13 protein-coding genes are annotated in these 15437 nt (G+C 51.9%); 4 read left to right on the top strand and 9 right to left on the bottom strand.

The annotated features are described in order from the left end of the window. The first annotated feature begins 3 nt into the window (after window positions 1–3). Window positions 4–1536, top strand: a complete 1533-nt coding sequence (locus tag ABC502_RS07635) for an MFS transporter (protein WP_345915438.1) — start codon at window positions 4–6, stop codon at window positions 1534–1536. Here the strand turns inward: ABC502_RS07635 and ABC502_RS07630 are convergent. The 9 genes from ABC502_RS07630 to ABC502_RS07590 form a co-directional block, all read right to left on the bottom strand. After that, entirely contained in the window at window positions 1533–3011 is a 1479-nt protein-coding gene (locus tag ABC502_RS07630) for a hypothetical protein (protein ID WP_345915437.1), read from the bottom strand. The two genes, ABC502_RS07635 and ABC502_RS07630, sit on opposite strands and share 4 nt — an antisense overlap. A gap of 13 nt (window positions 3012–3024) precedes the next feature. Further along, window positions 3025–4083: an NAD(P)H-quinone oxidoreductase gene (locus ABC502_RS07625; RefSeq protein WP_345915436.1), complete on the bottom strand. Its 1059-nt coding sequence runs from the start codon at window positions 4081–4083 to the stop codon at window positions 3025–3027. 457 nt (window positions 4084–4540) lie between these two features. Continuing rightward, window positions 4541–5326, bottom strand: coding sequence for a TatD family hydrolase (locus tag ABC502_RS07620; protein WP_345915435.1), 786 nt, complete (start codon window positions 5324–5326; stop codon window positions 4541–4543). Window positions 5327–5343: 17 nt separating this feature from the next. Then, on the bottom strand, window positions 5344–5670 hold the full coding sequence (locus ABC502_RS07615) for a PilZ domain-containing protein (RefSeq protein ID WP_345915434.1): 327 nt from the start codon (window positions 5668–5670) through the stop codon (window positions 5344–5346). A gap of 13 nt (window positions 5671–5683) precedes the next feature. After that, a complete protein-coding gene (holB, locus tag ABC502_RS07610) occupies window positions 5684–6580 on the bottom strand; it encodes a DNA polymerase III subunit delta' (protein ID WP_345915433.1) in 897 nt (298 codons plus the stop codon). Further along, window positions 6564–7208 (bottom strand): dTMP kinase, encoded by a 645-nt coding sequence (gene tmk / locus ABC502_RS07605; protein WP_330089011.1) that lies wholly within the window; start codon window positions 7206–7208, stop codon window positions 6564–6566. Before tmk ends, holB begins: the two co-directional genes overlap by 17 nt. Continuing rightward, window positions 7201–8214 (bottom strand): endolytic transglycosylase MltG, encoded by a 1014-nt coding sequence (mltG, locus tag ABC502_RS07600; protein ID WP_330089010.1) that lies wholly within the window; start codon window positions 8212–8214, stop codon window positions 7201–7203. The genes tmk and mltG overlap by 8 nt, the downstream gene beginning before the upstream one ends. Beyond that, the gene (pabC, locus tag ABC502_RS07595) at window positions 8199–8978 is read right to left on the bottom strand and encodes an aminodeoxychorismate lyase (protein WP_345915432.1); all 780 of its coding nucleotides are present in this window, start codon (window positions 8976–8978) and stop codon (window positions 8199–8201) included. Before pabC ends, mltG begins: the two co-directional genes overlap by 16 nt. A gap of 88 nt (window positions 8979–9066) precedes the next feature. After that, the gene (locus tag ABC502_RS07590) at window positions 9067–12615 is read right to left on the bottom strand and encodes a PAS domain-containing hybrid sensor histidine kinase/response regulator (RefSeq protein WP_345915431.1); all 3549 of its coding nucleotides are present in this window, start codon (window positions 12613–12615) and stop codon (window positions 9067–9069) included. A gap of 167 nt (window positions 12616–12782) precedes the next feature. Between ABC502_RS07590 and ABC502_RS07585 the strand changes: the two genes are divergently transcribed. From ABC502_RS07585 to ABC502_RS07575, 3 genes are all read left to right on the top strand, one after another. After that, window positions 12783–13046 carry a DUF4212 domain-containing protein gene (locus ABC502_RS07585; RefSeq protein WP_330089007.1) on the top strand — a complete coding sequence of 88 codons (264 nt, stop codon included), beginning with the start codon at window positions 12783–12785 and terminating at the stop codon, window positions 13044–13046. Between the two features lie 3 nt (window positions 13047–13049). Further along, window positions 13050–14816: a sodium:solute symporter family protein gene (locus ABC502_RS07580; RefSeq protein ID WP_330089006.1), complete on the top strand. Its 1767-nt coding sequence runs from the start codon at window positions 13050–13052 to the stop codon at window positions 14814–14816. An 86-nt stretch (window positions 14817–14902) separates the two neighbouring features. Continuing rightward, window positions 14903–15415 carry a hypothetical protein gene (locus ABC502_RS07575; RefSeq protein ID WP_330089005.1) on the top strand — a complete coding sequence of 171 codons (513 nt, stop codon included), beginning with the start codon at window positions 14903–14905 and terminating at the stop codon, window positions 15413–15415. The last annotated feature ends 22 nt before the right edge of the window (window positions 15416–15437 follow it).

The following is a 15437-nucleotide window of genomic DNA, read 5'->3' as shown; positions in this document are numbered from 1 at the left end:
GTTATGCAGCAAACCGGAACCATCAGGGCTTTTTCTTCCCTGTACTTCTCCACCTTTTTAATGGTGCTCGGAGCCGGTTTGCTCACCACCTACCTGGGTCTGTTCCTGGCCAAAGAGCAGGTCGATCCGCTGTGGATTGGTGCTCTGATGTCTTTTTATTACCTGGGCCTGGTGCTGGGCTCTAAAGTTGGCCATAAGCTGATTGCCCGGGTTGGTCATATCCGGGCTTTTGTTGCCAGTGCTGGCGTGGTTACCGCTTCGGCATTGGGCCATGGCCTGATCCCCGATCTGACTTTCTGGCTGCTGCTGCGTTTTCTAGTCGGCATGGGCATGATGTGCCAATACATGGTGCTGGAAAGCTGGCTGAATGAGCAGGCCGACAACCACCAGCGCGGTACGGTGTTTGCCAGTTACATGATCGTGTCGTATTTTGGCATGGTCGCTGGCCAGCTGGTGATTGGCTCTTTCCCTGAGCTCGGCCTGGAGCCCTTACTGCTGGTAGCCATTGGTTTTGCTCTGTCTATTGTGCCTATTGGCATTACCCGGCGCATCCACCCGGCTCCGCTGCATTCAGCACCGCTGCAAATTACTACCTTCTGGCGGCGCATGCCACAATCACTGACCACCATCACCGTAGCCGGCATCATTGTTGGCGCCTTTTATGGCCTGGCACCGGCTTACATCAGCAATACCGGCTTACCGAATGAAAAGGTGGCCTTGTTTATGTCAGTCACCATCATCGCCGGCTTACTGGCACAGTGGCCAATGGGTAAGCTATCCGATCGCATTCCACGCAGTCGCTTACTTCGAACCAACAGCGCTCTGCTAACCATCGTTGTACTGATATTGGCATTGTTGCCACTCAGCGGGACCTTGCTGTTGCTGGCTACGTTTTGTTTTGGCTTTTTGGCTTTCTCGCTGTATCCGGTGGCTACTGCCCTGGCCAACCAACATGCAGAGCAAAGTGAGCGGGTCGCCTTATCGGCTGTTCTCTTGCTCACCTTTGGTCTTGGTGCCTGTTTTGGTCCTTTGCTGGCCTCGGCTTTAATGCAACTGCTAGGCAATTTCATGCTGTATGGCTTTATGGCCTTGTGCAGCTTTACGTTATTCCTGCGGCTGCAGCGGGTGAATTACAGCCAGAAACAAGCCGCACGCATTGTCGCGGCGCAACAATCCGACGATTATGTGATGGCGTCCAGTGATGTGTTCTCATCACCTTTAGCGGCAGCACTGGATCCCCGGGTTGATGAGCAAATGGTGCAGGAGCAGATGCTGGAGCCGAAAACAGAGCCAGCGCAAGGCGATACAACGGTTAGTACCGAGGCGGCAAGTACTGAGGCGGCGAGTGCTGAGGATAGCGCGGTAGTACCAGAGCAGGCCGAACCAGCTCAGTCAGAAACAACTGTCGCTGCTAACACGACCGCAGCTCCCCCGGAGCAACACCAGCCGGCAACGGATGCTGAAGATGCAGAAGATGCAGAAGATACCATTGTCAGCAGGCTGGCTAAACGGCAGCAGCAGGATAAAGGCGATTAAAAGTTTTGGTTAATCGCCTTGTTCCATAAGTTCTGGTTGCGGGCATAAGAAAAATACTCCCCCGGATGCCAGCACTTTGGGATCAGATCCATGTCTTTTCGTTCTTCAAAGTTTGATACCAGCTTCATCAGGATCTCTTTAAGTCGCTCAGGCTTGATTTTCTCCAGTTTTTTCCTGGCCGGCGGAAAGAACAAGTTATTCTCTACCCGCACAGTGCAGCCCATAACCGAAATTTGATACGACAAATTACGGGTCACTATCCGGCAGATAGGTACATTGGGATGAGGCGGGTACAAAGAGGTAACTATGGCATACTCGTAACGATCCAAGTCCTGCCGATCTGAATCTTTTGGAATATAGGTAATACCGTAACCTTGTGGAAAAACTCCGGTGATTTGCATTAACGCATCGGCGGCGGCTTTGCTGCACATGCCCTTTTCAACCGCTTTATCAATCACCAGGCCAACTTTAGGCAGGCTTTCGTAACTGTAGTTTTGCTTGGTGGATAAAACCACCGAGGTATAGATTTGCGGTATTTTCAGTAAATTACCAATACCTTGTTCGGGTTTAATGGAGTTTTTCAACAAAGTGACCATAAACCCCAGTTTTTCCTGCTCATTGCGTTCAAACCAGCTACGCTCCTCTTTGCTGTTACCTATGTATTTGTCTTTGCCTAGCGCCTGGGTTAAAAACTTCAGACTTTCTTTATAATTGGTCTGCAGCATGGCAACGCGCTCTGCATTGTCCAACACACGAAACTCATCCAGCGTCTGATCAGCACCCCGCAAAATCAGTTGCGCTTCCGGGTGCTGCTGGCCAATATCCTGTACCAATGCCGCCAGCAGCAAAGGGATCTGAACATCATCACGGAATGGCTGATAGGTACGGCCGCCGGTCACTTCAATCTCACGAGCCTGGTTGTTTTGGTAACGTTTTAATACATAGCTGTTGGTGATTTGCGCATCCAACAACAGGCGGTCGAGTAAACGTAACGCCAGCACAGCCTTGTACAAGTGCTTGCTTTGCTGATTACTGCGAGCTATCTGCTTACCCTCAGTGGGTGACAGCAGTTGAATAGTCCCCAGCATTTTCGCTGTCAGTAAGTTGGTCTCATCAAAGTCGGCACCCTGCACCATCTCCAAGATGCCATAGCACAGCTCTTTTAACTGTGACAGCCTGGCCAAGCGCACCTCTTCCATCCCCTGACTCAGACTGGTAAGGCTTTTCTCCGCCTGCTGCAAGCGCTGCTCGATTTTGGCCTGATCAGCGCCAGAAACCTGTTGCAGACGCTGACGAAATAAAAATGCCTCTTGTTCAGCAGCCATCTGCTGCTCTTGTTGTTTATCTGCATCAATAAAATACAGTAAGGCCTGCTCATACAGAGAGTCCTGTACATCGGTCTGATCACAAATCTTACGAATGATGGATTGTACAGCTTTGCTGTAACTGGACTTGGCAATCTTTCCCAAGTTCATAGCCGTTAGTTCCTTAGCTTATGCCAGAATCAAGTGTAGCAGCCGGATCGGCTCCCGCGATCTGTAACACTACTTTTCCTATGGTCTGATTGGTTGCTAACAGCTGATGCGCCTGCTCTGCCTGAGTCCAGCACAGCACCCGGTCCAGTTTCGGTCGGATGTTGCCAGCAGCAAAGCTCGCCGCAAAATCAGCCAGCAAAGCTTGCACCAAAACCGCTTTGTAATCATGGCTGCGATTTCGCAGCGTCGACCAAATCAGCTGTGCTCTTTTACGAAACCAGGGTGCAAAATCAAGCTCAGCCTGTCGCCCTGCCATCATCGCGTAAATAACCACTTTGGCATCCATAGCCAATAAAGCGGCATTCTTTGCGATGTAATCACCGGCGACAGGATCCAAAATCAGATCCACCCCGGCTGGCCATTGCTGTCTGAGCACTTCGACAAAATCCTGCTGCCGATAGTTGATCGCTAGCTCCGCTCCCAATGCAAGACAACACTGCGCTTTTTCATCCGAGCTAACCGTCACTGCCACTTCTGCACCACGCGCCTTGGCCAGCTGAATAGCAGCAGTACCAACACCACTAGCACCAGCATGCAGTAATACCCGTTGCCCAGGTTGCAATTGCCCAATACTAAACAAGAGCTGATAGGCCGTTAAAAACACCTCCGGGGTTGCTGCAGCCTGAATCAGGTCCCAGCCTTGTGGTACTGGCATGACATGAGCTGCAGGCACCCGTACATACTCAGCATAGCCGCCTCCGGGCACCAAAGCCATTACTTCTTTGCCCAACCAACCAGCTAACTCCGGTTCAGCGGCAGCCACCACCACCCCACTCACTTCCAAACCCAGGGTTGGACTTTCATCCGGCATGGCTGGATACAGGCCTCGACGCTGCATTAAATCGGCCCGGTTTACCCCTGCGGCTGCTACTTGTATCAGCACTTGCCCGCAAGCCAACTCTGGCAACGGCTGTCGGGAAAATTGCAAGCGGCTGTGCTTGCCCGGCTCCAGCACTTCGATGCATCGCATCTGTGCTGGTAATCCGGTTCGTATCAAAGCGGCTTCGGCCATAACAGCTCCTGGAACCATATTTTATTGCAATAGCAAGTATTGTTGTTCCTTTATTTGATAAAATCAATAACTTAAGCTAAGCCTGAACTTAAATAAACATGATATGAAACTGAAAGCAAGTGACTTTCCGGCGGTTTTTTTAGACTTTATTTCTATAAAAAAACATTAACTCACAAAGTTAAGCTATTAAAAACCAAGTTTTCAGCTGTCACAAAATTAGCAACAAGTGAGGAATGGCCGCTTATTCAGAGGATAAACTGGGGATAAGCTCTTAGCAAGCTGGGGGCAAGCCCCTAAAAACCACACAAAACATATCGGGAACTCCGCAGGAAAAACTGCATCAAAGTTACTACACTTGATTACAGTTTCTCCCTGGTAATTGTTTTCGATAGCGCACGGCTCATTCCCGATGAGCCATTCCCCTGAGCCCAGAACAGGATTAGTTCTGGGCCTTTTTTTATGAATTTTGGGGTTGAATACCACCAAATAAGCGGTAAAAATTAGCCGTGGTTTGTTGAGCCAGTTGCTCGATAGAGATTCCTTTTAGTTCTGCAATGGCTGCAGCAACATCGGCCACATAGGCGGGCTGATTGGTTTTCCCCCGGTGCGGTACCGGAGCAAGATAAGGCGAGTCTGTTTCAATCAGCAGTGCATCCAGCGGCAACTTTTTGACCACCTCACGCAGTTCCACCGCATTTTTAAAGGTCATGATGCCAGAGATAGAAATATAAAACCCCATATCCATAGCCGCCTTCGCCATGTCCCAACTTTCAGTAAAGCAGTGCAGCACACCGCCTGCCTGGTAGGCCTGCTCGGATCGCATCAAAGCCAGCGTATCGCTGCTGGCATCACGGGTATGAATAATCACTGGTTTACGTAGCTGACAGCCAACCTGCAAGTGCTGAACAAAAGCTTCCTGCTGTGTGGCTTTGCTGTCAGGGGCATAGAAGTAGTCAAGGCCAGTCTCGCCCACTGCCACCACTTTTTGTTGTTGGCACAGCGACAGTAACAACTCAGGATCAAGTGCGTCCGTTTGATGCAGCGGGTGCTCGCCACAGGAAACCGAAACCATAGGGTAAGGTGCTACCAGTTCAGCCATGGCGGCAAACTCCTGCAAACTGACTGAGACACAAAGCATATGCTGTACACCAGCGCGGCGCGCATTTTCCAGTACTTCAGGCAACTCAAGTTTTAGCTTGTCCCACTCAAGGCGGTCAAGATGACAATGTGAATCTACAAACACAGCAAGTCCTGTAACAACTAAAGGGTATAGGTGATCTCATGGCTGGCTTGCATACCTGCTACCAGCTTCACAATTTGATCATTCAAATGGTGCTTATCGTCAATAAAAGCCACACCAACTCCGGCCGGGCTGGCATTTTGTGCGCCATGGGGGGTAACCCAGGCAACTTTACCCGTCACCAGTATTGGCTCTAATGCATCCGGTAAGGTGACATTCAAGGCCAGCGACTGCCCCATCTTGTAGACCTTAGCAGTACGGACAAAGAGTCCGCCCTGCTTTAAAAACGGCATGTAGCAGCGATACAACTCTTTGATATCCATAAAATCCAGTGGGATTTCTTCCATCGTCCACCTCGTATCAAGCCTTAATACGCTTTAGCTCTATCAGTAAAGCCGTTAGCGACAGGCTCTTATTTTGCCCTAAAAGCTGCTGTTCGTCACGGCACCAGCGCTGAAAGGACTGCAATAGTTGCCAATAACGCTGTGGCAAATAGTCCATCAGCTCAGGTACGCGTTCAGCAATAAACCAGCTAAGCAACAACGGCAGATGCTGGTTTTTCAGCAGCAGTTGAACCGTAGCTATCATATCGGCTTCATCCTGAACATACCTTTCCAACTGTAGCAGGGTTTCTGCTGCTTGCTCTGCCTGCCCATGCTGCAACCAGTCCAGCGCTTGCAAAGGTGCCGTAACCGACATCGATTTCAGCAAAGCTGGTATCGGCTGTTTGCTGTGCTGCTGCAACCAGCCGATAGCCTGTTCGGGCTGACGCACAGCTAAGGGCCACTGCTGGCAACGGCTCAGGATGGTTGGTAATAACAGAGCCGGCTGATGACTGGTTAATATCAGATAAGCATGTTGCGGAGGCTCTTCCAGCGTTTTTAGCAAAGCATTGGCTGCAGCCTCTGTCATGCGCTCAGCCTTGGGTAATACAGCTACCCTGGCCCCTCCTTGCTGAGCATGTTCATGAAAAAACCGGCTCAATTGACGCACGGCATCCACCCCAATTCGGCCCTCGCTGTCAGTTTCCTGCCAAAAATCGGGGTGATGACCAGCCTGGTACAACTGACAGGCTTTGCATTGACCGCATGGTTTTTGTAACGTTTCAGACTGACATAACAACAACTGTACCAACTCTGCAGCCAGCAGGTGTTTACCAAGCCCCTGGTTGCCGCTTAGCAACAAGGCATGCGACAGGCTGTGTTGCTGATGCAATGCTGCCAATTGCTGGTAGCTATCCTCAAGCCAGGGCAGCATAACCTTGCTCCCAGAATGCATCCAGAGCTGCCAGAATACTTTGTTGCACCTCTGGTAGTGGCCGGGATGCGTCAATCACCACAATACCGGGTTCCGTGGCTGCAATGTGCAAATACACCTGGCGGGTGCGCTGAAAAAAAGCCAGTTGTTCCTGTTCAATCCGATCCAGCTCGCCACGGGCTTGAGCCCGGGCTAAACCAATAGCCGGATCAATATCCAGGTAAAGCGTCAGATCAGGATGACAATCGCCCAAAACAGTCTGTCGGATGCCATTGATCAGCCCTGTATCCAATTGCCGGCCTCCTCCCTGATAGGCCCGGGATGACAAATCATGGCGGTCGGCCAATACCCAGTTACCGGCTGCCAAGGCCGGCTCAATCACATTGCGCAGCAACTGCACCCGGGCGGCATACATCAGCAACAGCTCGGCTTCAGCAGTTAGTGGCTCGGTATGCACCTGCTTAACCAAAGTACGGATTTGTTCAGCCAGCGGTGTCCCCCCCGGTTCCCGGGTACATACTACTGGTTGCTGCTTGCCTTCCAGCCATTGCCGGATAGTGGCGATAGCGGTGCTTTTTCCTGCCCCTTCCAGGCCTTCCACTACTAAAAAACGGCCCTGCTTAGTCATTGCGGTTCCTTAAAATATAGCGCCGAACTGCCGCATTGTGTTCTTGCAATGTTTCAGAAAACACATGGGTGCCATCACCACGGCTGACAAAATAATACAGCGTCGTTTCTTCGGGTTGCGCAGCAGCCCGCATCGAGCTGGCACTGACCGATGAAATAGGCCCGGGCGGTAAGCCATGATGACGATACGTATTGTATGGGTGCGGGTTGTTCAAATCTGCCCGGGTGATACGACCACTGAAGTTTTCCAACCCATAAATCACTGTAGGATCGGTTTGCAGCCGCATATTGCTGCGCAACCGGTTCACAAACACCGAACTAACCAGAGGTTTCTCCGGCTCATGACCGGCTTCTTTTTCAATAATAGAAGCCAGAATCAGCAGCTCATAGGGCGTTTCAAGCGGATGATCCAAGCTGCGCAACTGCCAGTTGGCTTCCAACTGCTGCAGCAGACTGTGATGTGCCCGGCTCAGTAACTGACTGGCCCGACTGTGGGCTGTGTAATAATAAGTTTCAGGGAAGAACAAGCCTTCGGCTACCTGCGGCGGCTGGCCCCAATCCTCTGGCCAACGCAACAACTGCAGCAACTGCTGCTCAGTGAGATCGTACTGCAAATAATCCGCTTGTTGCAGCCGCTCCAGGGTTTGTTGCAGCGTTTCTCCTTCGCGCCAGGTAAAGGCAAACTGAGCCACCTCTCCCCGCACAAAACGCTCAAGCAGTTGCACCAGTGATAAATCGTCGGTTACCCGATAGGTGCCGGCCCGCACAGCAGACAGCTCAGGTCGCAACCAGATGGTAAGCCGCAGCAGGTGGCAATCTTGTTCATCCAGCAGTTGCTGGCGTTGCCATTGTCGGCATAAACCCAGCGCGGACGCCCCTGCAGGCACCGTGAATAAATCACCGGTTAATTGCAGTGGCTGCACTGCCAGTTGCTGCATTTTATTGTAAACAAGCACGGAAGCGAGAAACAGCAAGGATAAAGCCAGTATCACTAAACGACGTAGCATGCGAGCTCCTGTTGTACCTGCCGAACCGGGGCCAGTTGCAACGGCTTCTCTGCAAAAGTATGCACTGGCAGTACCCCACAAAGCGCATTGCAGCAGAATAAAGCTTCGATCCCCTGCAACTTGTCCAGTGGCCACTGCACCAGCTCAGCCTGCAGCTGTTGCTGCAAGACCTGCCGCATAACCCCTGCAACGCCTGCCTGGTCGAGTAATGGTGTGAACCAGCGTCCATCCCGGTAAAAAAACACATTGGCGGCAATGGCCTCGGTAACAAAGCCGCGTTGATCCAGTACCAGCAAGTCATCAAAACCCGTGCCTGCCAGCTCTTGCTTTAGCAACACTTGCTCCAGCCGGTTGTTGTGTTTGATGCCCGCCAGCAAAGGCTGGCAGCCCAACTGTAGTCTGGCCAGGCCAAGACCAATCCCCAACTGCTGCTGACGCTGATAATCTGGCAAGCCAGCGGTACTGATGTAAATATCTGGTCCAGAGACGGCCGCAGGGCTGTAACCACGACCAGCATGACCGCGTGAAATCACCACTTTAATTACTTGCTCTCGGGCCGAAATCGCCTGCTGTACCTGGTTGCTTAATTGCTGCCAGTCTGGCTCGCGAAAGCCCAGCCGGGTGACGCCTTGTTGCAAGCGCGTCAGATGCAATGGCCAATACTCAGCAACACCAGCCCGCACCCGGATGGTGGTAAATATGCCATCGCCAAACTGAAAGCTGCGATCGCCTGTGGTAATACCTGCTTGCACTAGAAAATCCATCAAAAAACATGCGGCTATCGGCTGAAGTATGCCTGATCCGCGAGCTGAATACCAACCGGAACAGGCAAAGCCAGGATCAGCTGCCGAATCATTCGGCAACCTGTCGTTTCAGCAAGTTGATTTGATTCAAGCTGGCACGAAGTGCCGCCGGCTTAATCGGCTTGGCCAGAAACAACAACCCCAGCCGCTGAGCCTGCCGGGCTAAATCAGCCTGAGGCGAAGCCGACACCAGAATACCAGGCACATGCTGCCAGTACACTTGAAGTTGCTGATACAAATCCAGCCCATTGCTATTTTGACCCAATTGATAGTCAATCAGCAGCACATCGGGTGCCGGGTGCTGAGCGGCAAAAGTCAGCAGACTTTGCTCATCATAAAACCCCTGCACCTGCTCTATCTGCCATTGCTGCAACAGCACCTTCAGCGCCTCCAGATTGATGGCATCGTCATCAACACAGATCACCTTCAGGCCAGCTAAAGCGCTACGAGGCCGGCTGTACTCTTCAACCGGCCTTGCCGCTGCAGCAAAGACCAGCGGCAGAGTCAGGCTAAATACCGTACCATGTCCCGGCCGTGAGTGAACAGCGACGCTATGCCCCAGCACACGCGCCATACGGTGAACCACCGCCAAACCCAGACCGACGCCTTGTTGCCCTTTTGCAGTGGCATCAATGCGGTAGAAATCATCAAAAATCCGCACCAGGTCCGGCTCTGCAATGCCTGGGCCGGTATCCCACACCTGCAGCAACAGATGCTCACCCCGTCGCCGGCAGCTCAGCAGTACCTTACCTTTTGGGGTGTATTTAATGGCGTTGGACAGCATATTTTGCACAATACGCCGCAAGTAAGTAGCATCGGTCAATACCTGCACATCCTGACTACGAACCTTTAGTTGCAAGCCTTTTTGCCTGGCCAACAGATTGTATTCATCGGCCAGATTCGACAGCAGCTCACCAAGAGCGACTGGCTGTACCGAAGGCTGCAGCTTGCCATCATCCAGTTTGGCGATTTCCAGTAACGTAGAAATCAACTCCTCAGTCGCTTTTAAAGAATTATCCAACTGCTGCACAATGTGCTGGTGCTGTTTGTCATGATGCCGTCCCGATAAGGCAGCAGTAAATAACCGCGCTGCGTTCAGTGGCTGTAAAATATCGTGGCTGGCCAGTGCCAGAAAACGGGTTTTCGATGCATTGGCCGCTTCAGCCTCGGCTTTAGCATGCAATAATTGTTGCTCGGTGAGCTTGCGCCGCTCCACTTCTGCCAGCAACTCATGGTTCATTTCGCTGATGGTCTGGGTACGCTCCTGCACCCGCTGCTCTAAATGTTGCTTGGCCTCCGCCAGGGCCTGTACCGCTTGCACATGATCGGTAATATCGGTAAAGCTGGTAACAAAACCTCCACCGGGGATTGGGTTACCACGCATTTCGATCACTTTACCATCTGGCCGCACCCGCTGAAATACATGCTGAGTACCGTTTTGCATATGCTGAATACGTTTGTTGACGTGATCTTCGATTTCTCCTTTACCGCACAAACCGCGCTCTGCATTCAAACGCACAATATCCGCAATCGGTCGCCCAACCCGAACCATCCCTTCCGGATACTCAAACATTTCCAGATACGCTTTGTTCCAGGCCACCAGATTCAGATCCCGGTCAACTACACTGACGCCCTGACTCAAGTGCTCCAGGGTGGAAAACAGAATTTTGCGTGAAAACTGAATGGCCTGAGTGGTGTCATCAAAGAGCGTAACCACATCCTCAAAGCCCAGTTGCTTGCCCTCCAGCACAGCATTGACCATAGTAGAAGCCGAAGAAGCACCGATCACGCCAGAGAGCTCACGCTCCACATGCTCGACCAGACGCACGCTGGGCTGATCATCCGGGTCCAGTTCTTGTTGTTGCCTGCGACCAAACTCCTGCAAACATTCCAGCGCCCGCTGCTGACCAACAAAGCGCTCCAGCAAGGTACGTAAATCCGAGTTACGAATTTTAATTCGCCGCGCCGGCGTGTCCTGATGATCGATCGGCAGGTTGGGCTTCACAAAGGCAACCGCCTGCAAACGGTCTTTAAGCGGTACCCGGGTAAGCAGTGACACCAGCACAAAGGCCACTATATTCAGCCCCAGCGATAAAATAACACCGTGCGTCAGGCTATCGGTCCGAATGCCAAACATGGCCTCGGGGTGCAACCAGGACAGACCAAATAAACCACTTTGCATAATGTCGGTGCGGATCACACCGGCGCCAACCAGTTGCGGCAGCATCAGCGTAAAAAACCACAAACCAAAGCCAACCGCCAGGCCAGCATAAACACCACGGGCATTGCCATGACGCCAGTACAACCCACCAACCACTGCAGGGGCCAACTGAATGGTCAGCGCAAAAGCCAGTAAACCGGTTTCTGCCAGATCGTAGTTGCGGGCAAAAAAGACGTAATAAAGCCAGGATAGCCCCATCACCAGTACAATCATGCTGCGCCGAACCAACAGCAGCAGCAGGCTGTAATCGTGCTGCATGCCCTGACGCTTAGCTCGCCGTAACAGCCCCGGCAACACCACATCATTGCTGATCATGGTACTTAACGCCAACGTAGCAATGATGATCATAGAGGTCGCAGCAGAAAAACCACCAATAAACACCAGAGCACTTAAAGTGTCCCAGCCATTGGACGCCGGGATAAGCAGCACAAAACTATCGGCTTGCTGCCAGCTATCCGGGAACATCAACATCCCAGCGACCGCAATAGGGATCACCACCAGGGTGACCATCAGCAGATACCCCGAAAACCAACGTCTGGCATGGCGTAAATGCTGATTGGACACATTCTCGACAAAGGCGACATGAAACTGGCGCGGCAGCAAAAATACCGCCGCTGTTGCCAACAGAGTTTTGGTTAGAAAACCAACCCAGCCGGTACCTGCATTTTGCTGCTGTTGTGCATTGGCATGGCTGACAAAGTGCTGCAACGCTGAACGATCGGTATCCAGGAAAAATACATAGACCACCCCTGCCAGTAGCAACAAAGCAAAGAGCTTGACCACAGACTCAAAAGCAATGGCTACCATCACCCCACGATTTTGTTCGGTCAGATGCACCTTGCGGGTACCAAATAAAATCGCAAAGAAAGCCATGGCCACGGCACTGAGCAAGGCGCTGTCCTGATACCAGGCGACGGTGCCAACACTAAAGTCCTGCCCCAGCAGCACCTGATACGAGCTTGCCACCGCTTTTAGTTGCAAGGAAATATAAGGCACCACCACGACCAGACAGATCAGTGCTACCACCAGGGCTATATTGCGGCGCTTGCCATAACGGGAAGAGATAAAATCGGCGATGGAAGTCACATTGTGCTTTTTTGCCACATACAAAAGCTTGAATAAAAATGGCTGAGCAAATACGAACAACAAAATGGGTCCCAGGTAAATCGGGATATAGTCCCAGCCCTGAGTAACAGCTGTGCCAACGGCACCATAATAAGTCCAGGAGGTGCAATACACCGCCAATGCCAGGCTATAAATGAAGCCCCCATACTTTCGTATCAGACGATCGTCGGCATGTCGCTCCCCCCAGTTGGCGATCCAAAATAAGCCGCCAACATACAACAATGCCAGTATTGCTACGGTCCAGGCTGCCACGCGGCACTCTCCTTTTATTCACTCTGCTGATACTTTTGGCCGAACACCGGCCAAAGTCAACCATTGCTCAGCTTTGCTTCGACTAAAGTCGGGCTTTCGCAATTTCTGGTCGCTGCTAGATTAAAACCGACCAAGGTGACCAAAAAGACAACAAGGGGAGCACAACCATGGTAGAGCATAAAAAAAATGCCGCTGCGTACTGGCAGGCCAATCTCCGACTGATCATCATCAGTCTGGTGATTTGGGCGCTGGTATCTTACGGCTTTGGTATCTTACTCCGCCCGTTACTGAGCGGAATTGTCATAGGTGGTACTGATCTGGGTTTTTGGTTTGCCCAGCAAGGCTCCATTCTTACCTTTATCGGCCTGATCTTCTTCTATGCCTGGAGAATGAATAAGCTGGATAAAGAATTCGGCCTGGACGAGGAGTAAGCCATGAGCCAATTTGCCATTAACTTAATTTTCGTCGGCGCATCCTTTGCGCTCTATATTGGTATCGCCATCTGGGCACGTGCCGGCTCTACCAAAGAGTTCTACGTAGCAGGCGGTGGTGTGAACCCCGTAACCAATGGTATGGCAACCGCCGCCGACTGGATGTCTGCGGCGTCTTTTATTTCCATGGCCGGCCTGATTGCGGCCGGGGGTTATGCCAACTCCAGCTTCCTGATGGGCTGGACCGGTGGCTATGTGCTGCTAGCCATGCTGCTGGCACCGTACTTACGCAAGTTCGGTAAATTTACCGTGCCGGATTTTATCGGCGATCGATTCTACAGCACAGGTGCCCGCTTAGTAGCAGTAGCCTGTTTGATTATTGCTTCAGTCACCTACGTTATCGGCCAGATGACGGGTGCCGGTGTAGCGTTTTCCCGCTTCCTGGAAGTAGAAAATGACACCGGTCTGTTAATTGCTGCCGTAGTGGTCTTTATGTACGCTGTCATGGGTGGTATGAAAGGCATCACCTATACCCAGGTAGCGCAGTACGTGGTATTGATCATCGCTTACACCATTCCGGCGGTGTTTATTTCACTGCAACTGACCGGCAACCCAATTCCACCTCTGGGTTTGTTCTCTACCCACACCGAATCGGGTATGCCATTGTTGCAGAAACTTGATGAAGTAGTGCGTGAGCTTGGTTTCCAGGATTACACCGCCGATGTCAGCAATAAACTGAACATGGTGCTCTTTACCCTGTCCCTGATGATTGGTACCGCGGGTCTGCCACACGTTATTATTCGCTTTTTCACGGTACCTAAAGTAGCCGATGCCCGCTGGTCTGCTGGCTGGGCGCTGGTATTCATTGCCCTGTTGTATCTGACTGCGCCTGCTGTGGCATCTATGGCCCGGTTAAACCTGTTAACCACCATTTACCCGGCAGGTCCAACCGCAGAGTCCATTCACTACGACGAACGTCCTGACTGGATCCGCACCTGGGAAACTACTGGCCTGATCCGCTTTGATGATAAAAATGGTGATGGACGCATCCAGATGTACAATGACGTACCAGCATTCCAGGAAACGGCTGAAGCACGTGGCTGGGCAGGAAACGAGCTAACCGTGAACAACGACATCCTGGTACTGGCCAATCCGGAAATTGCCAACCTGCCTGGCTGGGTGATTGGTTTGATTGCCGCTGGTGGTCTGGCAGCTGCGTTATCAACAGCCGCAGGCTTATTACTGGCCATCTCCTCGGCAATAAGTCATGATTTAATCAAGGGATCCATCAATCCAAACATCAGCGATAAAGGTGAGCTGTTAGCAGCACGGATCTCGATGGGGGTCGCCATTGTGATTGCTACCTGGCTCGGTATGAATCCGCCTGGCTTTGCTGCGCAGGTGGTCGCACTGGCCTTTGGTATAGCGGCGGCGTCTATCTTCCCGGCACTGATGATGGGTATCTTCTCTAAACGGGTGAACAGCAAAGGTGCTATTGCCGGTATGCTGGCGGGCTTAATCAGTACCGTGGTCTACATCTTCCTGTACCTGGGCTGGTTCTTTATTCCTGGCACGGCGACCTTTACCAACGTGGAAGCCAACTGGTTGTTCGGCATATCCCCACTGTCCTTCGGTGCAGTTGGTGCCATGATCAACTTTGCGGTTGCCTTCACAGTTTCCTCGCTGACTGAAGAACCACCACAGGAAATTCAGGATCTGGTTGAAAGCGTGCGCTTCCCACGCGGTGCTGGTACCGCCACGGGCCACTAAATGCAGCAACTCTGTAATGCTGGAAAAGTAGTGTAAACTAAACGGGCTTTCCAACAGGAAAGCCCTTTTTTATCCGCGAGGTATGCATGTTTTGGGAATTAGTTGCTACAGTTTTTGCCGGTTTGGGCGCAGCCGGTTTGGCTTTATCCGCCCGCTGGATCAGTCGGGGAAGATTAGCACGCTGGTGGATCCCGGTCTCGGCCGGTATCGGCATGATAGCCTTTCAAATTTATTCGGAATACAGCTGGTTTGATCATCAACAAAGCCTACTCCCCGCTGGAGTTGAAGTCGTTCGTAGTAGCGAGCAAACCGCTTTCTTTCGGCCATGGAGTTACCTGTTCCCGCAAACACTGCGTTTTATCGCCGCAGATTTTAACAGTGCAGAAGTGAATCAAATGAACCCCGAGCTGGTCCGCCTGCCGATTTATCTGTTTGAGCGTCGGATGTCCGCCATAGGGCTCACCCTGATTATTCATTGTGGTCAACAAGCTCAATTAACCGAACGGGCGCAGTTGCAGTTACCAATGCCTGGTGAGGCGCTGTCCGGCGAGTGGCAGCAATTGGAGCCTGAGAGCCCGCTACTTCAAGCCTGCCATTGATTTTTTCGAGCATGGTTCGACT

The organism is Alkalimonas sp. NCh-2 (assembly GCF_039631345.1).
GTDB classification, from domain to species: domain Bacteria; phylum Pseudomonadota; class Gammaproteobacteria; order Enterobacterales; family Alteromonadaceae; genus Alkalimonas; species Alkalimonas mucilaginosa.
Note: the sequence above shows the minus strand (reverse complement) of the source record. Positions and strands in the feature narration are given on the sequence as shown.